Annotated in this window: 24 protein-coding genes; 8 read left to right on the forward strand and 16 right to left on the reverse strand. The window is 63.3% G+C overall.

Features of this window, described 5'->3' with window-relative positions; translation table 11 throughout:
• Positions 1-36: 36 nt before the first annotated feature.
• The 16 genes from H585_RS0101355 to H585_RS0101430 form a co-directional block, all read right to left on the reverse strand.
• Positions 37-1,278 carry a DUF1015 family protein gene (locus tag H585_RS0101355; RefSeq protein ID WP_027366455.1) on the reverse strand — a complete coding sequence of 414 codons (1,242 nt, stop codon included), beginning with the start codon at positions 1,276-1,278 and terminating at the stop codon, positions 37-39.
• A 2-nt stretch (positions 1,279-1,280) separates the two neighbouring features.
• Positions 1,281-2,813, reverse strand: a complete 1,533-nt coding sequence (gene murJ / locus H585_RS0101360) for a murein biosynthesis integral membrane protein MurJ (RefSeq protein ID WP_014258766.1) — start codon at positions 2,811-2,813, stop codon at positions 1,281-1,283.
• A gap of 148 nt (positions 2,814-2,961) precedes the next feature.
• Positions 2,962-3,861, reverse strand: coding sequence for a bifunctional DNA-formamidopyrimidine glycosylase/DNA-(apurinic or apyrimidinic site) lyase (gene mutM / locus H585_RS0101365; protein ID WP_027366456.1), 900 nt, complete (start codon positions 3,859-3,861; stop codon positions 2,962-2,964).
• Positions 3,862-4,286: 425 nt separating this feature from the next.
• Positions 4,287-4,811: a chemotaxis protein CheD gene (locus tag H585_RS0101370; protein WP_027366457.1), complete on the reverse strand. Its 525-nt coding sequence runs from the start codon at positions 4,809-4,811 to the stop codon at positions 4,287-4,289.
• Positions 4,811-5,245 carry a response regulator gene (locus tag H585_RS0101375; RefSeq protein ID WP_027366458.1) on the reverse strand — a complete coding sequence of 145 codons (435 nt, stop codon included), beginning with the start codon at positions 5,243-5,245 and terminating at the stop codon, positions 4,811-4,813. Before H585_RS0101375 ends, H585_RS0101370 begins: the two co-directional genes overlap by 1 nt.
• A 9-nt stretch (positions 5,246-5,254) precedes the next feature.
• On the reverse strand, positions 5,255-6,139 hold the full coding sequence (locus H585_RS0101380) for an HDOD domain-containing protein (protein ID WP_027366459.1): 885 nt from the start codon (positions 6,137-6,139) through the stop codon (positions 5,255-5,257).
• Positions 6,136-6,708, reverse strand: a complete 573-nt coding sequence (locus H585_RS0101385) for a chemotaxis protein CheD (protein WP_014258771.1) — start codon at positions 6,706-6,708, stop codon at positions 6,136-6,138. Before H585_RS0101385 ends, H585_RS0101380 begins: the two co-directional genes overlap by 4 nt.
• 150 nt (positions 6,709-6,858) lie before the next feature.
• Positions 6,859-6,990, reverse strand: coding sequence for a hypothetical protein (locus H585_RS23800; RefSeq protein WP_274532688.1), 132 nt, complete (start codon positions 6,988-6,990; stop codon positions 6,859-6,861).
• 352 nt (positions 6,991-7,342) lie between these two features.
• The gene (locus H585_RS0101395) at positions 7,343-7,765 is read right to left on the reverse strand and encodes a 4Fe-4S binding protein (RefSeq protein WP_027366460.1); all 423 of its coding nucleotides are present in this window, start codon (positions 7,763-7,765) and stop codon (positions 7,343-7,345) included.
• Between the two features lie 13 nt (positions 7,766-7,778).
• Positions 7,779-8,855 (reverse strand): hydrogenase large subunit, encoded by a 1,077-nt coding sequence (locus H585_RS0101400; RefSeq protein ID WP_027366461.1) that lies wholly within the window; start codon positions 8,853-8,855, stop codon positions 7,779-7,781.
• Between the two features lie 96 nt (positions 8,856-8,951).
• Positions 8,952-9,359 (reverse strand): NADH-quinone oxidoreductase subunit C, encoded by a 408-nt coding sequence (locus tag H585_RS0101405; RefSeq protein ID WP_014258774.1) that lies wholly within the window; start codon positions 9,357-9,359, stop codon positions 8,952-8,954.
• 2 nt (positions 9,360-9,361) lie between these two features.
• Positions 9,362-9,901, reverse strand: coding sequence for an NADH-quinone oxidoreductase subunit B family protein (locus tag H585_RS0101410; protein ID WP_027366463.1), 540 nt, complete (start codon positions 9,899-9,901; stop codon positions 9,362-9,364).
• A gap of 4 nt (positions 9,902-9,905) precedes the next feature.
• Entirely contained in the window at positions 9,906-10,760 is an 855-nt protein-coding gene (locus tag H585_RS0101415; RefSeq protein ID WP_027366464.1) for a respiratory chain complex I subunit 1 family protein, read from the reverse strand.
• Positions 10,760-12,670, reverse strand: coding sequence for an NADH-quinone oxidoreductase subunit 5 family protein (locus H585_RS0101420; protein ID WP_027366465.1), 1,911 nt, complete (start codon positions 12,668-12,670; stop codon positions 10,760-10,762). Before H585_RS0101420 ends, H585_RS0101415 begins: the two co-directional genes overlap by 1 nt.
• A gap of 414 nt (positions 12,671-13,084) precedes the next feature.
• A complete protein-coding gene (locus H585_RS0101425; protein ID WP_027366466.1) occupies positions 13,085-13,900 on the reverse strand; it encodes a TIGR03915 family putative DNA repair protein in 816 nt (271 codons plus the stop codon).
• Positions 13,893-15,146 (reverse strand): putative DNA modification/repair radical SAM protein, encoded by a 1,254-nt coding sequence (locus tag H585_RS0101430; protein WP_244432450.1) that lies wholly within the window; start codon positions 15,144-15,146, stop codon positions 13,893-13,895. The genes H585_RS0101425 and H585_RS0101430 overlap by 8 nt, the downstream gene beginning before the upstream one ends.
• Before the next feature lie 154 nt (positions 15,147-15,300).
• On the opposite strand from H585_RS0101430, the gene H585_RS0101435 reads away from it, so the two are divergent.
• The 8 genes from H585_RS0101435 to H585_RS0101470 all read left to right on the forward strand — a co-directional run bounded on the left by H585_RS0101435 (position 15,301) and on the right by H585_RS0101470 (position 24,117).
• Positions 15,301-15,603, forward strand: a complete 303-nt coding sequence (locus tag H585_RS0101435) for a Dabb family protein (protein WP_027366468.1) — start codon at positions 15,301-15,303, stop codon at positions 15,601-15,603.
• 368 nt (positions 15,604-15,971) lie between these two features.
• The gene (locus tag H585_RS0101440; RefSeq protein ID WP_027366469.1) at positions 15,972-17,033 is read left to right on the forward strand and encodes an HD-GYP domain-containing protein; all 1,062 of its coding nucleotides are present in this window, start codon (positions 15,972-15,974) and stop codon (positions 17,031-17,033) included.
• 84 nt (positions 17,034-17,117) lie between these two features.
• Positions 17,118-18,116, forward strand: a complete 999-nt coding sequence (thiL, locus tag H585_RS0101445; RefSeq protein ID WP_027366470.1) for a thiamine-phosphate kinase — start codon at positions 17,118-17,120, stop codon at positions 18,114-18,116.
• 160 nt (positions 18,117-18,276) lie between these two features.
• Positions 18,277-19,272, forward strand: a complete 996-nt coding sequence (gene tsaA, locus H585_RS0101450; RefSeq protein ID WP_027366471.1) for a tRNA (N6-threonylcarbamoyladenosine(37)-N6)-methyltransferase TrmO — start codon at positions 18,277-18,279, stop codon at positions 19,270-19,272.
• A gap of 28 nt (positions 19,273-19,300) precedes the next feature.
• Positions 19,301-20,299 carry an HD-GYP domain-containing protein gene (locus H585_RS0101455; RefSeq protein WP_014258784.1) on the forward strand — a complete coding sequence of 333 codons (999 nt, stop codon included), beginning with the start codon at positions 19,301-19,303 and terminating at the stop codon, positions 20,297-20,299.
• 1,066 nt (positions 20,300-21,365) lie between these two features.
• Entirely contained in the window at positions 21,366-22,142 is a 777-nt protein-coding gene (locus H585_RS0101460) for a hemerythrin domain-containing protein (protein WP_027366472.1), read from the forward strand.
• 271 nt (positions 22,143-22,413) lie between these two features.
• On the forward strand, positions 22,414-23,400 hold the full coding sequence (locus tag H585_RS0101465; protein WP_027366473.1) for an L-lactate dehydrogenase: 987 nt from the start codon (positions 22,414-22,416) through the stop codon (positions 23,398-23,400).
• Positions 23,401-23,607: 207 nt separating this feature from the next.
• Positions 23,608-24,117 carry a cytochrome P460 family protein gene (locus tag H585_RS0101470; RefSeq protein ID WP_027366474.1) on the forward strand — a complete coding sequence of 170 codons (510 nt, stop codon included), beginning with the start codon at positions 23,608-23,610 and terminating at the stop codon, positions 24,115-24,117.
• Positions 24,118-24,222 lie beyond the last annotated feature (105 nt).

A 24,222-nucleotide genomic window follows, 5' to 3' on the forward strand; every position in this document is an offset into this window, starting at 1 on the left:
CTCTCCAGTATTCGCCTTAGCCTTTATCTTTCTTGCTTACTGCCCGTGCAGATAGAAGACCAGCCCCGAGGGCACGCACGGCGGCACTGCCACGGAGCGCGCGGGCAAGGTCCGGCCGGCGCTGGCCATGGCGCGCAGGTCGGCCAGGGGCGTGGGTCGCAATATGAAAGCGGCCTGGGCCTCGCCGCCGCGCACCAGACGCAGGGCCTCTTCGGGCGACAGGAAGTAGTCCAGGAAATGCCTGGCCAGCTCTTCGTCGCCCAGGCCCAGCACGCCGCGCAGGAAGCCTCGCTCCAGTACGTGCGCGGGGCAGCGGGCCAGGAGCGCGTCGGCCTCGGCGGTTTGGGGATTATCGGCGTGCGTGTCCGGGACAGGCTCTCGCGGAATGAGCAACCAGAGGGTCGTGGGCAGATAGAGCAGGAATGCGCCGTCGCCCGCCATGGCCAGGTCCTCGGGCATGGTCGCCGGCCGCACGTGGAAGCGCTCCTCGGCCTTGGTGAGCAGCGTTTCCCAGTCGAACTTGCGGAACCAGGTCAGCACGCGGTGCACGGGCGCGACATCGAGCCCGTCCGGCGAGCCGTCGGTCACGCAGCACAGGACGTAGTCCCAGGGTTTGCGATTGCCCGGCGTGCCTGGCCCCTGTTCGGCCCACAAGGCCAAAGCCGCAGCCAGGGTCGCGTGACCGCCGGCCACCAAAGCGGTGCCGCCCTTGACTACCGCTTGCGCGACAGGTTCCTCGACCTGGGGCACGCGCCATAGGACATGCCGCACGCCGTCGCCCTGCCGGCACTCCATAAGCGGCTCGTCATGGGCTATGTAAGTCGCAAATTCGTTCAGGCCCGAGTCAGTCTCCAGCAACCCCAGCACGGGCGCGAACTGGGCCTTGGCCGAGCGCATGCGCGCCAGGCGGTCATCCCGTTGGGACGGATGGACATCCTCCAGGCGCAACAGCCCGCCCTCGGCCACGGACACGAGCGGCACGCCGCCGAGCAGGCTCCAGCGCGCCCGGCCATTGGGCAACTCGCTACGCAGCAGCAGAAAACCAGGCTCCATAGGCGTCAGGACATCTTCGCCCAGCCAGCGCCGCAGCGTCTCGGCGCTCGTGTCGGCTGTGCCCAACCGCTCCACGTGCACCACGTTGCAGGGGCTTTTGGCCGCCAGGAGCGAGAGTTCGGGACCGTGGAGGTGCGGCCCGGCCGGTGCTGACGTCCATTCTGGCGGCAGGTCTGGCCTGGCCGGATTGTAGCGGTGTAGCGGGAGCGGGACGAACTCGGGCATGGCTACCGTCGTTTTCTGAGCAACCTTCCTGTAAGGGCGCCGCCAAGGAGCTTGGCCTCGGGGAACCCGGCCACGTACGACAGCCCTATGTATACGAGAGCCCAGAGCGGAATCAATGATAACGACCACTTTCCCCAGGCGGCGGTCCACCAGGCAGCCGCGCCCATGATTCCGGCCACGGCGCCGAAGGCGGCCATCCTGCGGAATACCTTGGGCGCGCGGCCCATGCGTCGCCGGAAGGCCCAGGACAGGAGCAGCGCGTTGGCCCAGCTCGCCGAGCTCACGCCAAGTGCCAGGCCCAGGTGGCCCAGCGGGCGCATGAGTGAAAAGCCCACGCCGATGTTCACGGCCACGCACAGGGCCGCGATGATAACGGGCGTGCGCGTGTCTTCCATGGCGTAGAAGGCGGAGACCAGGGGCCGGGCGATGCTCGTGGCCGGAAGGCCCAGGCAGAAGGCCACGAGCGCCATGGACGTGGCGGACACGTCCGCCGGCGTGAAGGCTCCCCGGCCGAAGAGCAGGTCGATGACCGGCTCGCTCAGGGCAACCAGTCCAACAGCCGAGGGGATGCTGATGAACAGGGTCAGCGCGAGGGTCATGTCCACGGTGCGCCGGTACTCGTCCGTCTCGCCCTTGGCCATCAGAGCCGACAAACTCGGCATGGCCGCCGTGGACAGGGCGAAGCCGAACACGCCCAGCGGGAATTCCACCAGCCGGTCCGCGTAATACAGGTAGGTCACGCTGCCCGAGGGCAGGAACGAGGCCAGCATGGTGGAGAGGATGATGTTGACCTGGTAGACCGCCGCGCCGAACACCGTGGGCAGCATGAGCCGACCCACGCGGGACACGTAGGCGTCGCGCAACCGCATGGGGCCGATGATGCGGAAGCCGCGCGAACGCAGGAACGGGATCTGGAACAGTAGCTGGACCACGCCTGCCGCGAACACGCCCCAGGCCAGCCAGATCGCTACCTGCCCGCCCGTATAGTAGCCCGTCAACGCGGCGGTGATGAGCACGAGGTTGAGCAGCACCGGCGACAGGGCCGGCGACAGGAAGTGGCCCATGGAATTGAGCACGCCCATGGCCAGGGCCACGGCCGAAATGAACAGGACATATGGGAAGCAGATGCGCACGAGCCGCACGGTCAGCTCGAACTGCGCCGGGTCGTCGCTGAAGCCGGGCGCGATGAGCAGCGTCAGCGGCCGGGCCAGGGCCACGGCCAGGCCCGTGAGCACTGCCAGGATGAGCGCCTGCCAGACAAAGGCCGAGCGGGCCATCTCGAAGGCGCGCTCCTGCCCCTGCTCCTGCCGCGCGCGGGCGAAGATGGGGATGAAGGCCATGGTCAGCGCACCCTCGCCGAACAGGCGACGCAGCAGGTTGGGCACACGGAAGGCCACGAAGAAAGCGTCGGAGATCGGGCCTGCGCCGAGCGCGAAGGCCACGACCATATCGCGCACAAAGCCGGCGATGCGCGAGAGGAGCGTTGCGCCGCCCACGGTGGCGGCGTTGCGGGCGATGGATTTGGAGTGGGACAAGGCTATGGATGCCTCCGGCGGCCGGGGGAACGCGGTCCCCCCAAACCCCCCGTTTCTATTTTGCGCTGGCGCGAGGGGCCAGTATTACGCAGGATCTTCAGGGACGATTCGGCCTAGCAGAGGCAAGGCGGGAAGGCAACGGCAGGGACTATTTCTGGCACTTTGGACAGAACACACTCGTCCGCCCCGCCACGACCTCCGACTGCAACTTCCCCCCGCACTTCACGCACTTCTCCCCTGCCCTGCCGTAGACCAGGAAACGATTCTGGAACGCTCCCGCGTCTCCTAAAGCCGTGCGGTAGTCAGAGAAGGTCGAGCCGTTTTCGCTGATGGCCTGGCGCAGGACGGCCTGGAGTTCCTTGTGCAGGGTGCGCAGCTTGGCCTCGGGCACGTCGACAGCCTTGGTCCTGGGGTGGATGCCGGAGCGGAACAGGGATTCGTCGGCGTAAATGTTGCCTATGCCCGCGATGACCTCCTGGTCCAGCAGCAGGGCCTTCATGCCTGCCTTGCGGCCCTTGAACAACGCCACGAAGTCCTTTTCTTCGATCTCCAGCGGCTCCGGTCCCAAGGCCGCGAAGAAGGGCATGGAGCGCAGCTCCTCGCTCGTCAGGGCCAGGCACCAACCGAATTTGCGGATGTCGCGGAAGTGGACTTTCGCGCCGTTGTCGAGGGTGAACACGATATGCGTGTGCGCGTCGGGCTGTGCGCCTTCGGGCGGAAGCCAGACGCTGCCGGTCATCTTGAGGTGGAAGACAAGGTGCAGATCGGCGGGCGAGACCTTATCCGCGCCGGATTCAGCAGCGTTCTTGGGTCCGAGATCGAACACTAGCAGCTTGGCCCTGCGCCAGACCTTTTCCACGCGCCGGCCGCGCACCAGGTCGGCAAAGGCCCGGCCTTTTTCGGAGGTCGTGGTCTTGCGGGTCGTGCCCGGCCCGGCGGACTGGCAGACCGCGCCGGAATAGCGCACCTCGACTTCGGCGATGACCCGGCCCTGGACATCCGGGGCCAGTCCGCGCGCGATGGTTTCGACTTCGGGCAACTCGGGCACGAATAGCTTTCCTTGAAAGGGATTACCTGCTGGCGTTCAAACCTTGAGTCGACGGAAAAGGCATAAGCCGTGTCGGGAAAGTCCGCAACGCCCGGCTTGCAGCCTGGTGGCCCCGGCTCGCAGTCGGTTGGAATTGAGCTTGGAAACCCCGGCAGGCTCCGCCACGGCGGCGCGGAACAAAAAGAGGGCCGGTGCGAACCGGCCCTGCGGCAAGAGAATAGAGCATTTTGCTTTTGAAAATGCTCTGCAAGCCATGCGTCGGCATGGCTTGCCGCCGCGTAGGCGCAGGCGCAATTCACTTGCGCCGTCAACGCCGGAGCGGGCGTCTTAAAAGCAATCTGCTCTAGAAGCTGGAGAATGCGTCGAGGTGAATTCTGTCTAGACCGCGCCTGTGAACGCGGCATGCCGGGCGCGTGACACTTGCGTCACGGCCGGCAGGACTCGTCCCCGCCCTGGATTTCCGCGCCCAGCCGCTTCACGTACACGTCGCCCGCATGGCTCAGGAACAAGAGTTTGCGCCCGCGCCGACCGCCTACGTCCGCGGCCTTGATGCGCACCCTGCAGCGTTCGAGGGTCTCGAAGGCGACCTCCACGTTGCGCAGGCCCACGCCGGAACTCTGGTCCTGGTTGCCGCAGGAGCCGCCGAAAACCTTGGCTTCCAGCCCCTGCCGCCGCACGCCCTGTTTCTCCAGGCCGTCGAGCACCGTCAGGATGGCCGTGTCCACGTACTTGTAGGGCGTGCTGGCTGGATTGTCGCGAGGATAGTCCGCGGCGCGCGGAAGCAGTGCATGAAAAATTCCGCCGATACGGCGCACCGGGCAATGGAAGGTCACGGATACGCAGGAGCCGAGCACGGTCTGCACCGTCGTTGGCTCCAGGAACACCCCTCCGGCGGCGATCATGAGGTATACCAAATTCATTTCAGGCGTCTCGGCGGGCATCTGCCGCATCAGACCTCATCGCCAAAAGGCTTTACAGGCAGGGCAGGTTCGTCCACCAGGCCGAAGGAGACGAGCATCTCCCTCAGGGTTTGCAGTTCCACGGGCTTCGTCAGATACAGATCGGAGCCGCTCTCGAACTGCGCGCGCAGCATGTTGCGCGGGTCGTCCAGGCTGGACAGCATGACCACCTTGACCGGCTCTGGCGCGCCGGCCTTGGCTTCCAGTTCCCTGAGCTTGGCCACAGCCATGTGGCCGTCCATCTTCGGCATCATGATGTCCATGACCACCAGGTTGTAGGGCGCGCCATCGAGCAGGGCCTTGCCGAACATCTTTACCCCATCCCGCCCGTGCTCTGCCTCGTGGCACTCCCCAAAGCGGCCGAGATAGCTCTTGAGCAGATAGCGGGCCGAGGAGCTATCGTCGACGATGAGGAACTTGTTCATCCTTCCTCCCTATCCGGCTGGACAAGCCAGGAAGCTCCTGGCCGCGGTGAATTCCAGGCTCACGTCGAGGATGATGCGCTCCAACTCGCCCTCGTCGAGCGCGAAGAGGCGCAGGGACTCAGTGGACAAACTGTAACCCATGGCGTCCGCGCCGGTGCCGGTGCCGCCCAGCATGGCTATGGCGTCACCCAGGTGCACGGCATGCACCAGGGGCTTGTCGGCCGGGAGCGCCTTTTCGGGATTGTGGTGCAGGGCGATGGCATTGCACAGGACGTCGGGCAGATTCCAGTGCTGGGCAAGGGCCAGGCCCACCTCGGCATGGTTGGTGCCGGTCAGTTCCCGCTCCACGGCCAGGAAGTCCCCGCCATTCTTCTGAAGCAGTCGAACCAGGTCCTGGCCATCCAGGAAATCCGAGAGTACGACCTTGCCCATGTCGTGGAGTATGCCTGCGGTAAAGGCAAGTTCAGGGCTGACGGGTTGTCGTGCGCGCTTGGAGACCTCGCGAGACGCCATGGCCGCGTGCAGGCAGTGCAGCCAAAACTCGCCTCGTTCGCCCACATAGCCCGGAAGCTCGCTGTCGAACACCTCGGGAGAACTGGCGGCGATGGCGATGCCCACGACCATCTTGTCGCCCAGGTAGGTCACGGCCCTGCCCAGGGAATCGACCTTGTGGCGCAAGCCCAGGGCCGGGGAGTTGGCCACCTTGAGCACGTTGGCCGTCAGGGCCGCATCGTGCTCCACGATGCGTGTGATGTCGCCCAGTCCATAATCTTCTTCTCCCACGAGCTGCATGAGTCGCATGGCCGACTTGGACAAGGGACGCAGTTTGGTAATACGGGCGGAGATATCCTTGGACAGGGCTGTGTCGGCCTCATTAATCAAGCTTGGCATCATGGGCGCACCTCCCAACTTTCCCTGCCGGGCGATGTGATCAGCACGCAGCCCGTGGCGGCATCGACCTGCACACTGCGGCTGATGGTCCCGCCCACGTCTTCCATGAGAGTCGTGAATCGCCGTCTGGACAATTCCTTGCGCAAGGCGGCCACGTTCTTCTCGCCGATATTGAACAGGGATCCGGCCTTGAGCACGTTGGCTCCGCCAACCAGGCAGGCTGTAAGCCCCACCGGCAGGTCGTCCGCGAACTTGGCCATGGCGCGCATGAGCGCCTCGACGCCGGTGTTGACGAAGTAGCCGGGGAGTTCGATTGCCCGAGCCGGATTGATGGCCGAATCAGGCAGGGCGATGTGGACCATTCCGGCAAACGCGCGTTCGCGATGGTGCAGGATGAGCGCCACGCAGGAACCCAACGCCAAGGTGCGCAGGCTGCCGTTCTGCCTCGGTGTCACCCCGAACGCGCCCACTCCCAGGATAACGACTTCGCCCTGCACTCTCGGGCCGCTACCCACGGAGCCCGACGATGAACACTGACCGGCCGGATGGCCGTCAGTACGGATGCGGGGCATAGTGTACTTGTTCCCTCGATATTGGCTACTGATGAATACAGATGAATGCTGTAGAAGCTCCGTACACAATTCCAGCACGGAATTCCATGGGCATTATTGCGTCGAGGCGGACGCCATGACGCGGAGGTAAGCGCAAACGACGTGTTGGAGCTAGAGCATTCTATCCCGCTGTTCAGAATCAGGACCTTGCAAATCCTCTTCCTCGGCGCGGGTCAGGGAGAGCACAAGCCAGATGGCTGCCGTGAGCAAGACCGGGATGATAACATGGATAAACGCCTGCATTCTGGCCCCTCCCTTGGCAACATGCCTTTCGTCCTCTCCCACGCGGGATTCCCAAACCTATTGGGTACATAGCACAAGTACCGCTTCGAGCAAGCTTTTTTATCGAATTGCATGCTTTTATTTCCACCCGCCGCGGAACACATACCAGCCTGTCGATAATCGGGCTGCGTAGGCCGTCGAAGCCTGTCGGAGAAAAGACTTCGTCTCAGGAAAAATGAAAAGGCCGGCGGAGGACTCCACCGGCCTGGAATTCAGGCTGAATAGGGGCTCGCTTTGAGCTGGACCGGGCGCAGGCTTTCCGAGAAGCGGACTCGCCCCTTGGCCAAAACTGGGCCGGGACTGCGCGGCAAACCTACTCGGGTGACTCGCCCAGATCGTCCGGGTTGGCCGCTGTCGCTACTTCGGGCGTGGTCTTCGGGGCCGAAGCTGTCTTTTTCTTCTTGAGCTCGCCCTGCATGTGGATCAACTCGCGGTTGTAGACGGCCTTTCTATAGGCGGGCTTCATGTGCAGGCAGCTTACCGGGCAGTTTTCCACGCACACGCCGCAATACACGCAGGCAAACGGGTCGCACTCCCATGTCGCGGCCTTGTTGTTGACTGTGATGCACTGCGAGGGGCAGACCTTGGAGCACTTCATGCAGAAAATGCACTTATCGATCTCGTTGTAGAGCTCTCCGCGCGCATCCTTGAAGGGCTCGCGCACGACATGCGGATACATGCGCGTCGAATACTTGCGCAGCAGGTTGCCCAAAGCGGTCTTGGTAAAGAAGAGCATGGGCCTTTCCCCCTTAGCGTTCCGTGCAGCTGATGCACGGGTCGATGGACAGGACCACCACGGGCACGTTGGCCAGCTCCACACCAGGCAGCATGGCCAGAAGCGGAGGCACGTTGGCGAAGGTTGGCGTGCGTATGCGCAGCCGCTCCAGGTTCTTTTTGCCATTGGCCTTGATATAGTACAGCAGCTCGCCTCTTGGCTGTTCCACGCGGGTCACGATCTCGCCCTCGGGATTGCCCTTGACCTTGGCCGCAAGCTCGCCTTGCGGCAGCTTGGCTATGGCCTGGCGCACGAGGTTGATGGACTGCAGCGTCTCCATGAAGCGCACCCAACCGCGCGCCCAGCAGTCGCCGTCTGTGTGGAAAACGGGCGAGAAGTCCAGCTCCGGGAAGGCCGCGTAGCCGAGCTGGCGGCAGTCCTGAGCCCAGCCGCTCGCACGCAGCAGGGGACCGGCCGCGCCCAGCTCATGGGCCTGCTCCTTGGTCAGCACGCCGATGCCCTTGGTGCGCTTGCACACCGAATAGTCCTTGAGCATCGTCGACTGCAATTCCTTGATCTGCCGCTCGACCTCTTCGAGCTCTTTCAGGATCCAGCGGCACTGCTCGGGCGAGAGGTCGCGGCGCACGCCGCCCACCACGTTCACCGAGACGATGACGCGGTTGCCGGCCGTGGCCTCGTTTATGTCCATGATCCGCTCGCGAATCTTCCAGAACTGCATGAACAGGGCCTCGAAGCCAAAGGCGTCAGCAAACAGGCCAAGCCACAGAAGGTGGCTGTGCATGCGGTGCAGCTCGCTCCAGATGACGCGCAGGAACTTGGCGCGGCTTGGCGCCTCGACCTTCATCATCTCTTCCAGACCCTGGCAGTAGCACATGGCGTGGATCATGGAGCAGATGCCGCATACGCGCTCAACAATCTGGATCATCTGGTTGTAGTCGCGGATGTCGGCAAGCTTCTCCAGACCACGGTGCACGTAGCCGATGGCCGGCAGGGCCTCCTTGACGATCTCGTCCTCCACCACGAGCTTCAGGTGGATCGGCTCGGGCAGGACCGGGTGCTGGGGGCCGAACGGTATGATAGTCCTGGCCATGGGGTTTCCTCGTATGCTTGACGGGCGCAGGCGCCCGCGTTTGGTCTTTTATGGAGCCTTGCGGCTTTCAGCTATGCCTGGCTCTATCGGCCTGGCTTATTTTTCGACCTTGGTGGCCACGTTGTACTTGCAAAACGGCGTGCGCTGGACCTCCTGGTCGAGCAGCAGCGTCTTGCCGTAGTCCACCACCAACCCCTCGAAGCTCACCCCGAAGTGATCCTGAATCTCGTTCTCCACGAGCAGGGCCGCGAAGTAGATCCCGGAGATGGACGGCAGGAGCGTCGCTTTGGGGTAGCTTACGCGCAGGTGCTCCAGGCGCAGGTCCTGGTCGAAGTGGTAGATGATATCGAGCGTATCCGCGTCGAGTTCCGTGCAGCTCAGGGTCACCAGCCGCCAACCGGCCTGCTTGCGCTTTTCGGCCTCGGCGCGAATTTCGGCCGGGGCTACCGCGCGGATATTCTCGATGCGCCCGACGGGCCTGGCTTCGCTTACGTTTTCGCTCATGTCTACCCCTCCTGCGTGGCAGTGGTCTGCACGTTCACCGCGCCCTGGTCGGCCTGCTTTTTGTCAAAGGGCCTGCGCGTCTCGAAGCGCGAAACGTCCTCGCCGCGCGCCTTGGCCGCGAACTTCTCCAGGCCCAGCACCACGCCGTCGATGATGGCCTCGGGCTTGGGCGGGCAGCCGGGCACGTACACGTCCACCGGAATCACCCTGTCCACGCCGCCGACCACGTTGTAGCAGTCGCGAAACACGCCGCCGGACAGGCCGCAGGCGCCGATGGCCACCACGGCCTTGGGATGCGGCATCTGCTCGTAGATGGTTTTCAGCACGTGCTGGTTGCGGTAGTTCACGGTGCCCGTGACCAGCAGGACGTCCGCGTGCTTGGGGTTGCCCACGTTGATGATGCCGAAGCGCTCCACGTCATAGAGCGGGGTCAGCACGGCCAGGGTCTCGATGTCGCAGCCGTTGCAGCTGCCGCAGTCGAAATGCACGATCCACGGCGACTTGATGCGCGACTTATTGATGAAATCCTTGATTATGGACATGGCATTAGCTCGCGTACAACCAGCTGAGGTTAAGCACCGACAGCACGAGTCCGACGATCCAGACGTAGGAAAGCATCCAGCGCCAAGTCAGGCGGGCCATGGTGTTGTCGATGAGGATCTCCAGGAAGTAGGTGCCGAGCAACAGCGCCAGCATGCCCCACAGGCTGGTCGACCAGAACAGGGCCACCAGCCCCAACACCAGCACGGTCTCGTACCAGTGGGCCACCTCGATGATGGCCAGGTACGGCCCGGAGAACTCCGTGGTCACGCCCTTGACCAGCTCCTGGTGCGCGTGGTGCGAAGTGGAGAAGTCGAACGGCGATTTGCGCAACTTGATGGTCAGGGCGTAGCCCAATACGATGAACAAAAGCGGCAGCTTGAACAGCAGCGGCTGTTCATGCGTCAGGATTTCCGAGATTTGGAAGCTGCCGGTGGCCAGGTAAATGCCCACGAACACGAGGATGAGCAGCGGCTCGTAGGCCAGTATCTGCATTAGCTCGCGCTGCGCGCCCACTTGGCTGTAAGGCGAGGGCGCGGACATGGCCCCGAAGACCAGGAACAGCGCGCCGATGGCCTGCACGAAGAATAAGAGCAAAAGATCCGACTGCAGGAAAAGCAGCACGACCGACAGGACCGCGCCGAGCAGGTACATGTAGGCGCAAAAAACCTGCCAGGAGTTGACTATCATGGACTCCTTGCCCAGCAGCTTGGCCACGTCGTAGAAAGGCTGCAGAAGCGGCGGGCCGAAGCGGGACTGCACGCGCGCCGTGACCCGGCGGTCCAGCCCGGCGATGAGCCCGCCCGCCACCGGGGCGATGAGCAGCCCGACGAACACGAGCATGATGTACTGAGCCAGCATCACAACGCACCTCCCATCACGAGCAGCAAGAGCGCCAGGGCTGCGATGTTGACCCAGCGCGTGAGCTTGCCTTCCCCGAACACGGACTCAAGGTAGTAGTTGCCGAAAGCGACCTTCACGGGCTTGTTCATGGGACCCACGAAGGCCGGCTCCTCCAGGCTGCCGGTCGCGTTGGCCCCGCCCATGTACAGGGAGGTGGCCGGGACGAACCTGGACTTGCGCGCGGCCCACCAGGCGAACAGAGCGCCCAGCAGCACGGCGAAAAACAGCGGGTAGACCGCGAAGGCCCCGGCTCCGGTGGTCAGCACTCCGTAGTGCACGCTGAAGACCGACTCGCCGAGCATGGGCAGGGCGAAGCTATCGTAGATCCAGGGGATGAACAGGGCCAGCACGATCGCGCCGCCGACCAGGATCTGCAACGGCCGAAGCGTCAGAGCCGACAAGGGCTCGGGCTTGACCTCGCGGCTGAAGGGCGCGCTCATGAGCATGCCGGCCCAGCGGCCCCAGTAGACCACGGACAGGGCGCTGGCCAGAGCCAGCATGACCACCAGGGGCGCGTTGTGCGCAGCGGCCTCGATGGCCAGCCACTTGGAGAGCAGCACGCCGAACGGCGGCAGGAGCATGGTCGCCACGCCAAGCACGGTGATGATCGCCGTGCGCGGCATGACCTTGTACAGCCCGCGCATGTCCTCGATGTCGCGCGAGCCGATGCCCTGCTCGATGGTGCCCACGCACAGGAAGAGCAGGCCCTTGGACACGGCGTGGAAGAGGATAAGCAGGATCGCCGCGCTCATGGCTGCGGGCGTGCCCAGGCCGGCGCAGGCGATGATCAGGCCCAGGTTGCCGATGGTCGAGTAGGCCAGGATCTTCTTGCCATTGGACTGTCCCAGGGCCAAGGCGGCGGTGGCCAGAAAAGAGAATCCGCCGAACAAGGCGATGGACGTGCCGAGGAAGCTCCCGGCGTACAGTGGCGAGAGGCGCAGAACCAGGTAAACGCCAGCCTTGACCATGGTCGAGGAATGCAGCAGCGCCGAAACCGGCGTGGGCGCGACCATGGCCCCCAGGAGCCAGCTCTGGAAGGGCACCTGCGCGGCTTTGGTGAAGCCGGCCAGACAGATGAGCGCGACAGGCAGAAGCACCGCGCCGGCCAGCGGCCCGGCCATGAGCAGGGCTTGCAGATCCAGGGTGCCTGTGCGCGAGTACAGAAGAATCATGCCGAACACGAAGGCCACGCCGCCAAGGGAGTTCATCCACAGGGCGCGCGTCGCGTTCCTCACGGCCTCTTCGGTGCCGTCATGGCCGATGAGCATGAACGAACATAGCGTGGTTACCTCGAAGAAGAAGTACAGCCACAGGAGGTTGTTGGCCAGCACAAGGCCGTTCATGGCTCCCAGGAACAGCACGAGGAAGAAGAAGAACCTGGGCTGGCGTGACTTGGCCAGGTGCAGGTGCTCCTCGTGCTTCTTCATGTAGGGGATGGCGAAGATGCAGATCAGCGAGCCCACGATGGAGATGACCAGCACCATGAGCAGCGACAGGCCGTCGCCGTGCAGGGGCAAGACCGCCGCGCCGTGGTCGAGCGCGAACAGCTCGAACCAGGCAAGCGGCGCGATCTGCAGAAGCGCCAGGATCTGCACCAGCCGGCTCTTTAGCCTGAAGCCGTAAAAGAGGATGACCGCGAGCAGCAGGAAGTCGAGCACCGAGATGAGCGTGCCCCAGCCAAGGCCTCCCAGCGTGCCCGGGTCGAAGGAGAATGCGCCTTGTGCGGCGAGCAGCACCGATCCGACCGTCAGCAGCGCGCCAGTGGTCAGCACTGTCGCGCTCCGGACAGCCTGCGCGCGCACCACGAAACATGCACCGGCGGCCAAAATCGGCACGACGATACAGATGAAGAGTAGCGCTGGCAGCATACTAAACCTCGCTTACCTATGACATTGCTATGAAACGGCTTAATTGACGTCTGCTGGTACGGGATATCTACATTGGAGACCTTGCAGGCGCGCTGGATGAACTTTCAACTTTATTTATCATTTACCTATAGATGTGTCCGCTTGCCTGTCAACCTCCGGCAACCGTTTCCATGGCTAGGCGGACAACCTATCAAGCTTCCTGATAGCTGAAACATATCGATAATATTTACCCCCGGACTGCCTTCACGCCAGTCCAATTCCATAAGCGGTCAATTTCTTTCGGTGAATGGCAAACTGACAAATCTGGCAAAAATCTATGCGACGCCGACCAACTCGCGCGGTTAAGCGCAATCCCGGCCAGCCAAAATCAAGCACCCGCGCGCCAGGCAAACGCTGCCGGCCCGCAGCCGCGTCTCAGGCGCCCATTTTTTTGGCTTGGTCCAGCAGCCGGGGAATCTCGCGCGCCTCGGGCAGGTTGCGCCGGTACTTGGCGGGCATGAGCGAACCCAAAAGTTCGGGATTGCTGCGCGCGGGGATGAAGGCCGCCGAGTAATAAGCGCGCCAGAGGTCCTCAAGTCCGTCAGGCGTCTCCGGGGGCTTGCACGTGCCCGGCCCGAAACGCAGGCCTTGAGTGTCGGACCACACGCTGCGCCGGGGCGTAAGGATGGCCCAGGGCGTCTGGCCGAACCGGCGGGCGAAGAACGGCGCCACGTCCTCCACGATATGGTGCTCAGGCTCGTACCAGGCCAGGTAGACCTGATTCAGGCTGTTCTGCTCATCGCTCCGGCCATCGTTCTGGCCATCGCCCTGCCCCCTGCCCTGAACCACTTGGCGGAAGCGCGTGAAGCCCTGCATGCGGTGCATATCCCGGAACACAGCCCTGGCCATGTCGCGGGCCAGGCGCATCACTGGATCCGACAGGTCGAGAAGCAGGCCGGGTTGGTCGCGGGTAATGCGCCACAGCAGCCCATACAGCAGGCCGAAGCGGCGCGGATCGCTGTGCAGGATGGTCAGCCGGGCGAGATCGAGAAAGGCCCGTGGAACGCGAATCTCCTTGTGACCAGGCCTGGGCTTGGGCGGAGCCGGCTGTTCCGTGGACAGCAGACCCTGCTCCGGTTCGCCCAGGCCCCACTCGACGAAGTCCGGCGGAATGGCCGCGGCCCGCAGGGATCGGGCATGGGCGCGCCAGCCCTCGAAATCGGTCTCATGGGCCAGGATGATGCTACGCATACTCGCTCCTCTCCGACTGGTCGAACAAGGACAGCTGCACCGGCGGGGGCAGGAAGCGCCGGCGCAGGCCTGGATCATCCAGGTCACGCGGAAGATGGTCAGCCAGGCAGACGAACGGCAGCACACGGCTCAGGGGCACACGCAGGCGGGACATGTCGCTGCTGCGCAAGCTGCGTTGGCGGCGCGCATCCAGGATGCGCTCCACGCTACGCACGCCCAGACCAGGTACGCGCAGCAACTCGGCGCGGCCGGCGCGATTCACGTCCACGGGGAAACGTTCGCGATGGGCCAGAGCCCAAGCCAGCTTGGGGTCCAGGTGCGGGTCGAGCATGCCTTCGCGCGCGCCGGTCAAGATTTCCTCCACGCCGAAACCGTAGAAGCGCATGAGCCAGTCGGCCTGGTAGAGCCGGTGCTCGCGCACCAGCGGCGGCGGGCCGGAGGGCAGCCAGGAGTCCGGGACCACGGGCATGAAGGCCGAGTAATAGACGCGCTTGAGCCCATAGGACTGGTACAGCCCGTCGCTGGCGCGCAGGATGGTTGCGTCGTCGCCGCGGTCCGCGCCAACAATCATCTGCGTGCCCTGGCCGCCGGGAGCGAAGCGCGGAGCACGCGGCTCGGCCCTGGATTCGGCGATGGCCTCGGCCATGCGGCCCATGGCCGCGTGCACGGGCGCCAGGCTCTTATCGGGAGCCAATCGACGCAGGCCGTCCTCGGTGGGCAGCTCCACGTTGGCCGACAGGCGGTCGGCGTACAGCCCGGCCAGGGCCACCAGTCGCGGATCACAGCCGGCGATTACCTTCAGATGGATGTAGCCGTAGAATCCGTGCTCCCTCCGCAAAGACCGCACCACGCGCAGCATGCGCTCCATGGTGGCGTCCGGGCTGCCGGAGATGCCGGAGCTGAGGAACAGTCCCTCGATGTAGTTGCGGCGATAGAACTCGATGGTCAGCCCGGCCAGCTCGTTCGGGGTAAAGGCGGTGCGCGGCGTGTCGTTGGAAGCGCGGTTGACGCAGTAGCTGCAGTCATAGACGCAGTGGTTGGTGAGCAGGACCTTGAGCAGGGAGATGCAGCGCCCGTCGGGCGTAAAGCTGTGGCATACACCCAGCGGAGCCGTTGCACCCAGGCCGCTCGAACCGGAAGACGCACGCGGTGATGCGCCGCTGGATGCACACGAAGCGTCGTATTTTGCCGCATCGGCCAGGATGGACAGTTTTTGCCGCAGCTCCATGCGGCCATAAGTACGCACATTGCGGCACATAGTCAAGTCAAAGCCGCATTATACGAATTATGCGAATTTATCCACGGTTTATAACGTACGTACTGTCAGATTCCTACGCCCTTGACCGGCTCGACCTCGCAAGGCAAAGTGAGTCATCCAAAACACATACCGGAGCAAAGCAATGGTCAAGCATATCGTGATGTGGATGCTCAAGGACGAGACCCAGTACGGCACCAAGGCCGAGGCGGCCCTGCGCATGAAGCAGATGCTGGAAGACCTGCAGGGCAAGATACCCACGCTACGCAAGATCGAGGTGGCCACGGAAATCTTTGCGGCCAGCCCGGCCTGCGATGTTGCGCTGTATTCCGAGTTCGATTCGCGCGCCGACCTGGACGCCTACCAGGTGCACCCGGAGCACCAGGCCTGTGTGGCCTTCATCAAGCAGATCGTCACCGAGCGTCGGGTACTCGACTACGAAATCTAGAGAGCTGTACCCTTTCCTCACGGCCTCCTGTCGCCCTTTACCGTTGGGATATGGAAGGGCGCGGAATGTGCATGGCATCGGAATACGCTCGACCGGCATGTTTCCGGGCTTCGCCGCATGCTAAGGCCGCGGAATGACGTCAGCAGTATGCAGGCATGTTTGCGCCGTCATGCGCTTGGCTTTTTCACGTAACGCGCAGAAGCCGCCATCATGTGGGCATTCCACGGACGCTGATCGTGCAGCAATGCTCGCGGCCAAAGCCTTGCCGTCGCCAATGCTTTGCGCTTGGCCAAGGCCTGGGCCATGCAGCACAGTCCCGGGTCGCCAGGGGGAAAGAGCTAGCTCCAACAGGATTTTCAGGAACCGGAATGAGACGATCCTCGCGTAGTGAAGCCCGAGCCAGGGGGCCGGCACGCCGAGCCGAACCGGCCGCCAAAGCTCCGACTGCCGCCGCAAGCTACCGGTACTTTCCGGTTACGCCGCTGCTGCTCTTTTCCGATACACGCACCGAGTTCCGGGTCTATCTCAGGCAGGGCGAGCAGTACGTGCTCTATACCAAGGAGCAGGATCACTTCACGGACAAGCACCGGGAGATGCTGCACAAGCAGGGCATCACCAAGGTTTTCGTCAACTCCGAGCAGAAGTACCTCTTCGACAAGCACGTTGAGCAGAACCTCGCGGCCATCCTGGAGATGGACGCGCTGCCCTTGGAAGACCGCGCCGATTTGCTCTACTCCACCGCGCAGTTCGTCATGAAGAACGTCTTCGAGTTCCGTCTGCCGGACCGTCTCAATGCCCCGACTTTCAAGCGCTTGGTGGACCTGGTTACCGCATCGGTGCGTTACCTGGACAAGCCCGGCGCTTTCAAGAAACTGTCGGCGTACATCTCGCATAATTACGCGGTCTGGTCGCACTGCGTGCAGGTCTTCTGGTACTCCATGAGCGTGCTCAAGACCTTCAAGGTTGCCGAGGGCACGCTGGTCAAATGCGGCCTGGGCGCCATTCTGCACGATATCGGCAAGAGCAAGATATCCCGCGACATCCTGGCCAAGGGCGAAAAGCTCACGGACGATGAGTGGGTGGAGATGCGCAAGCACCCGTTCTACGGCATGGCCCAGTGCGTGGCCGTGCCGATCCCCCACGAAGCGGCCAAATGCATCATGTTCCACCATGAACGCATGGACGGCCGCGGCTACGCCTATGGAATGCAGGGCGAGCTCATACCCATGTACGTGCGCGTGGTCAGCGCCTGCGACGCCTTCGACGCCTTGACCTGCGACCGCGCCTACGGCAAGGCCGTATCCGGGGCCGAGGCCCTGCGCGTGATGAACGAGGATATGCAGGGCGCCTTCGACCCCGAGGTGCTCAAGCGGCTAGAGGCCGTGGCCAAGGGCCTGGGGCTGGTGCAGGACGAAGTCACACAAGCCTGACAACCCATTCCTAATGGGCTATGCGGGCCAGGCAAGCTTGCCGCACCTTTCGACCATCTGCTGAAAATGCATGCCGGAGGATTGGTGGCCCTACGCTCTGAACAGGATTTCCTCGCACTTATCGACTGCTACTTCCCGCCTTCCGGGCCGCCCACAGGTCGGCAGGCAGGCCTTGTCCGGCCCGAGCACGTACTCCTTGGCCGTGGAGACGACTGCGCCGTGTTGCGTTGTCCCGGCCAGATATGCATGTCCGCGGATCTGTTCCTGGAGAACGTGCACTTCCGGCGCTCCTATTTCCTGCCCGAAGACGTCGGCTACAAGGCCCTGGCCGTGAACGTGAGCGACATCTCGGCCATGGGCGCGCGCCCTTTGGGTTTCTGCCTGCAGCTCTTCGGCCCTTCCGACGTGCCCCAGGAATGGTGGGAGGGATTGTTCGCCGGCATGGCCGGCCTGGCCGATTCCTTAAACCTGCCGCTGGTTGGTGGCGACCTGAGCCGCGGACAGAACATCGGCTTGGCCCTGACCGTTTGGGGCGAGGCCGTGGAAGACGGACGCTTCCTGTCCCGCCAAACTGCCAGACCGGGAGACCATCTATTTCTCATGGGCGAGGTCGGGCTGGCCAGGGCCGGGCTCATGGCCCTGGAAAACGCAGGGCGGCAGGCCTGTCGCGATCTGCCGCGCGCCACGAGCGCCCATCTCCAGCCTGTGCTGCATGTGGAACAGGCCATGCATCTAGGAAAGCTGGACTTCGTGCGCGGGCTTATGGACGTATCCGACGGGCTGGCCATGGACCTGCCTCGCTTCCTGCCATGCGGCCTGGGCGCGGACCTTGATCCGCAAGCCGTGGATATCGATCCCGAAGTCGTGGATTACGCGACGCGTCTTTCGGAAGACCCGCTGCTCTTCGCCCTGGCGGGAGGAGAGGACTACGCCCTGCTGGGCGTGGCGGCGCCCGAGGCATCCGGAGAACTGACCCGAGCCGTGCCGGACGCGCGCGTCATCGGTCGCGTGGTTGAGAGGCCCGGCCTGTTCCTGGCCGGCAGACCGGCGCAGATCGCGGGGTTTGACCACTTTACCGGCTAGGGCGACTCGGCAATGAATCGCGGTGGATATCTTAGGTCTTTTGGGGACACGGCGGTCTTTACCCGGACAAAGATTCGCGTTGAGTTCTTCCGAGCACTTATGCAAGCAACCATAGGTATGACATGACGCCGCGCGGGCACCGAAGCAAGGAAGTGATGTGATGCCTGAAGAGAGCCTGACCATCATCGGATATGTCCGCTCCTCCCTACAGCGCAGGACCGACGCGCCCAAACAGGGCTTCGAGGGCGGCGTACAGGCCTGCGTGGAGTTGGAGCCGGAGTTCACGGCCGGCTTGGACGGCGTGCGGCCCGGACAGGATCTGCTGCTGTTCACCTGGCTGCACAAGGCCCGACGGGACGCGCTCCAGAGCCATCCGCGCGGCGACACCTCCAAGCCCATAGCCGGCGTGTTCAGCTTGCGCTCGCCCCACAGGCCCAACCCTGTCGGCATGCATCGCGTGCGCGTGCTGGCCCTTGACGGCTCGCGCCTGACCGTCGCGCCCCTGGAAGCCATCGACGGCACGCCCGTGGTGGACATCAAGCCCGTGCTCGACGCCGAGGGCAGACCCGCCCTACCCGACGCACCGAGCTTGCCCGAAGCCGATGCCGCGATCCTGCGCGAGGCTGGCGAGCGGGCCTGGGCCAGGGGCTTGGTCAGCGGCTTCAACGGCAACCTGAGCCTGCGGCGCGACAAAACCATGCTCATCACGGCCTCGGGTTGCGCCAAAGGCCGCTTGACCCAGGCCGACATCGTTCACGTGCGCATCGCCGACGGAACGACACTCCAGGGCGGGCCGTGCTCCAGCGAAACGCCCATGCATCTGGCCGTATACCGCGCAGTGCCCGGAGCCCTGGCCATTGTGCACCTGCACCCGCGCAATCTGCTGGCCCTGAGCCTGATGGTCAGCGAGGACCGGCTGTTGGCCCTGCCGCTTTACGAGGCCTCGGCGTATCGACGCGAATTGGCTTTCGTTCCGGCCCTGAATCCCGGCAGCCAGGAATTGGCCCAGGCCGTGGCCGCGGCCTTGGTCGAGCGCAAGGCCGTATTCATGCACGGCCACGGTTTGACATGCCGAGGGCGGGATGTGTTTTCCGCTCTGCACCTGGCCGAGGAACTGGAAGGGCTGGCCACCATTCAATTGCTAACCTTGCGGTGAGTGCTTTCATACTAGACGAGGAATCCACGTGTTGTACGCGCCGAACAGAGCCCCTTCCGCCAAGGAACCCAAGCCGCTCTTCTTTCCCGTATCCCCATTTCTGCTTTTTTCAGGCATTCAGGCCACATTCCGGGTCTACCTGCGCCAGAACGGCAAGTACGTGCTCTATACGCGCGAGGAAGACCGCCTCCAGGATACCCACCGGCAGAAGCTCTTCGATATGGGCGTACGCTCGGTTTACGTGCTCAGCGAGCAGAAAGAGGCCTACGAGAGCTACCTCGAAGAACACCTGGACGCCTTCCTGGACAATGAGACCATACCGAGCGAACAGCGCGCCGAGACCTTCCACAGCTTGTCCTCGGGCATCGTGGAGGAATTCTTCGAGCATCGCCTGCCCACGAACGCCGGCGGCCCCATCTACGATCGGGTACAAAAGCTGGTGCGCTCCAGCGTGCGCTTCCTGTCCAAGAGCGATTCGTTGCGGGATGTCTCCCGTCTGATCACGCACACGTACAAGACCTACGCCCATTGCCTGCACGTATTCATTTACGCCACGGCCATCTACAGCACCATGAGCGGCATGGACGAGGAAGCCCTGGTTCGCAACGGCCTTGGCGCCCTGCTGCACGATATCGGCAAGACGCGCATCGACAAAGCCGTGCTGGACAAGCCGGGTAAGCTCACGGACGCGGAATGGGCCGGCATGCGCCAACATCCCATGCATGGCGCGGCCATCTGCTCGAACCTGCCTTTGGCTGGCGACACCATCAACTGCATCCTTTTTCATCATGAGCGCTTCGACGGCGGCGGCTACCCCGCGGGGCTCGTCGGCGAGGCCATTCCCTTGGCCGTGCGCGTGGTGACGGTCTGCGACGTATATGACGCCCTGACTTCGGACCGCGCCTACGCCCCGGCCGTCACGCCTTTCGAAGCCCTGTCCATCATGCGTGATCAGATGGCCGACCATTTCGACATGGAGATTTACCGCAGGCTCGTGCTGGTGCTGAGCGGGGCCAAAGTCGTCTGACGCGGCTTCGACCAGGCGTTGGGATCAAGCGGCTCACGTAAAAGCCCACCGACTTACCTGAGCCAACGCCTGCGTCGCCTCATGCGGCCTGAGTTCGTTTAAGCTTACAGCTTGGCTGCGAGTCCCGAATTCCCGCAACTTAGAAGCCCGCCTTAATCTCCTCCCACTGCGCGCTGTCCGCTGACCGTCTTCCATCGATCCGAACCCGCCAAGCCCATACATCCACGCCCGCCCACACGCCACCCGATACGACATGATCCCGCGCGTCCTGGGCTTTGGCCCATTCCGGCTACAGGATCAAAGGCCCGTGGGCCACTTGCTGGCTTGTGCTGCGTTGCCTTCCGACCTGGCTAACCGCTGGGCGGCGAAGGACGGGCAGAAGCGCATGACGCCACACAAAGCAGGCAGCCCAAAAGCGGCCAAGCCTTGGATATCCCGGTATGTCTTAGTGGGACAAAGGCCATCGGAACGCGCCGGGGTCATGGGATGGTTCAAGGGATGGGCCGTGGGGATGTGAAAATGGAGCATGATTTATAATGGCGGGCCAAGCCCACAAGTGGTTCACTCGCTTTCATGGACATCCCTGTTGGCAACCGCAACAAAAAAGGAGCCCCACGGACAAACACTCTAACCTGATCCCAGCGGCAACCGCGGCATGGCTTACAGCCTGGCCGGCCCACGGTCCCGAGCAGCGCAATGCGGCCACCCGCGGACGCGCCGACTCGAACCGGGGTTCCGCCCTACCGCGAAGCCAGTGGATCCTGACGCACATCGCATGGAGAAGCTCAACCTGACACTGGACCCGGCACGCATCAACTCACATCCTCAGCCGGACTGATACTCTTCCTCCTCCAGCTCTAGCCCGACACTCGCCATCACTTTCAGCGAACGCCTGACCAAGGCGCGACGCCCTTCGCACAACGTTCTTGAGGCGCACATCGTTCTTGAGGGGGCCGAAGCTCCCGACAAACCGCGCGCCATCCAAGGACACCAATTGAGGCGATCGGCCAGGGACCGCCATGACAAAATGTTTGGCCAGGTAACCACAAAACAGGAGGAAAGGACCATGACCAGGAAGAAATTCAGCGTTAGCCTTATTGCCCTGTTTATCGCCCTGCTTACGGCCGGCGTGGCCTTTGCCCAGGGTCAGAACCAGCAGGGTACCGCGCAAAATCCGGAGAACTCGCTTTTCTACAATATCGGTAATGACCACAGAGATGTAGCCATTCTCTTCAACCGCCTTGAAACTATGGTTGCCGAGCAGGACCAAATGGGCGGAGGACAGCAAGCTACTGATACGCAGGCATTATTTGATGAATTGACCACAGCCCTGCTCGCCCATGGCGCCGCAGCGGAGCAGACCCTGTATCAGACTCTGGCTGACAATCAAACCAATGGCACCATGGACACCATGGGCAGCCTGAGTGACCTGGGCATGCAGCTCGCTATTGATCTCCATGTGGCCAACCTGCAGCTGTGGGAGCTGCGCAACACGACCATGGATTCGGGGATTTGGCTGTCCAAGTTCAGGGTCCTCGAAGACAACGTCACGAGCCACTTCAAGCGCGAAGTCCTTTACGGCTACAGCGAAGGCATGGCGGCGCTTGATGACCAGCAGGCCACCCAGCTCGGCCAGCAGTACCAGACCATCAAACAGCAGACCATCACCGAGATCGAATCCCAGGATCTGAACACCTACCTGGAGCAGGCCCTTTGCGAGCCTATCCTCGGTGAAGACCAGGGCTTCTGCATCACCACTGATAGCGGGATGAACGGTGGACAGACCGGTGGTGACCAGACCGGCGGTGGACAGACTGACGATGGTGAAGAAACCACCAGCTAAGCCCGCGGGCTCATTCTGAAGTCCGTTTGATACACGGCATTCGGGCCGGCCGGTGAGCAACCGGCCGGCCCCTTGTCGTCTGGCTTCCCGTTCGTCAAATGCCTCGCCGGCTCGCGGGCAGGCAGCGCCAAGTGCAGACCGGACGGCAATGGCCGCTCGCGGCGTGCCATCCATATCTACCCATGCTACGTTTATCGACCACGGTCATGGGCGGCCTGGCCGTCCTTCCGGTAACGCCTCTCTAGAGGCCAAGCGCAGCGAGGAGAACGCCATGCCTGTTCGCAAACAACAGAAGGTCGCCATAGTCGGCGCCGGCCGGGTCGGTACGGCCCTGGCCTACGCCCTGCTCATCAAGGGCCCGGCCCGCGAGATCACCCTGGCCAACCGCACGCCCGAGCGAGCCCAGGCCGAAGCCATGGACCTGTCCCATGGTCTGTCCTACGTCTCGCCCACCCGCGTGGCCGGCGGCGGCTACGAAATGTGCGATAATGCCGACGTGGTGGTGCTCACGGCCGGCGCGGCCCAGAAAGAGGGCGAAACGCGCCTGGATCTTGTGCGCAAGAATGCCGAGATCACCAAAAAGATAATACCCGAGGTGCTCTCGCGCAGCCCATCGCCCATTTTCATCGTGGTCACAAACCCAGTGGACGTGCTGACATACGTGGCTCTCAAGGAATCGGGCCTGCCCGCCTCGCGTGTCATCGGCTCGGGCACGGTGCTCGATACCGCGCGCTTCAGCTATTCCCTTGGCCGCCACTTCGAGGTGGATACGCGCAACGTGCACGCCTACATCGTGGGCGAACACGGCGACAGCGAAGTGCCACTGTGGAGCCGGGCCAACATCGCCGGTGTGCCTGTCGACGAGTACGGCCGTTTGCGCGGCATGGATGTTGGACCAGAGTTCCGCAGGAAGATGGCCGACGAAGTGCGCACCGCCGCCTACCACATCATCGAGCGCAAGGAGGCCACCTACTGGGGCATCGGCCTGGCCGTGACGCGCATCATCGAGGCCATCCTCAAAAACCAGCACAGCGTGCTCACGGTTTCGGCCCTGGTGCGCGACTATTACGGCATCTCCGACGTATGCCTGTCATTGCCGAGCGTCGTTGGCCAGAACGGCATCGAGGCCGAGGTTACGGCCAAGCTGGCGGACGAGGAGATCGAAAGGCTGCGCGACTCGGCCAGCGTCATCCAGGACAGCCTGCGTTCCATCGGCTACTCGGGCCGGGAGTATCACCGGGCAGCGGCCAGCGGGTAGGACGATCGCTGGACGATGCCGAAGTGCGCTCTTCAGCGCACCTCGCCCGTCAGATGCGGCGTTCCCCTGGCGGGATGAGCCGCATGGCCAGGCACTTGGTCAAGGCTCACTCATTGACGCTCGCGACTCGTTCCGCCCATAAGATTGGGAGATTCAAGCTCGGGCGCCGAAGCGCGCTCGTGTTAACGGAAAGACAAGGAGGACGTCATGCGAGGAAAGTGCTTTATGCTGTTGGCCGGCTTGGCCGTGTTGGCGGCCCCAATCCTGGGATCCGCCGCGCAGGAGGCCTCTACCCTGCCTAGAGCCGAGGCCCAGGCCGTGTACACGTACATGACGAAGACGAGTCCCTATCAACAGTGGAGCCTGTGGCCTGGCAAGGACAAGCTCTATCCGGGCACGCAGCCCCATGGCGCGCTGCTCACGTCATACGTGAACGAGATTGCCGCCAAGACCCTCAAGGACCATAAGCAGGCCCAAGGGCTCCCCGACGGAGCCATGATCGTCAAGGAAAACTACTCGCCCGACAAGAAGCTCATGGCTGTCACGGCCATGTACAAGAAGCAGGGTTTCGCCCCGCAGTCCGGCGATTGGTTCTGGATCAAGTGGATGCCTGACGGCAAAGTCGAAGCAGCTGGGAAAGTGAGCGACTGCATCAAGTGCCATGAGCAGGCCAAGGGCAGCGATTACCTGTTCACTGCAGCCAAGGCCGGGCATTAGCTTCGTTGAAGCCTTTTCCCAGCCTCTGTCCTGAACCGAGGCCCGCTGCGCACTGCCGCCTAAAAGCGCAAGACCCGCCCGGAATCTCCGGACGGGCCTCGCCTT

The organism is Desulfocurvibacter africanus subsp. africanus DSM 2603 (genome assembly GCF_000422545.1).
Taxonomy (GTDB): Bacteria; Desulfobacterota; Desulfovibrionia; order Desulfovibrionales; family Desulfovibrionaceae; genus Desulfocurvibacter; species Desulfocurvibacter africanus.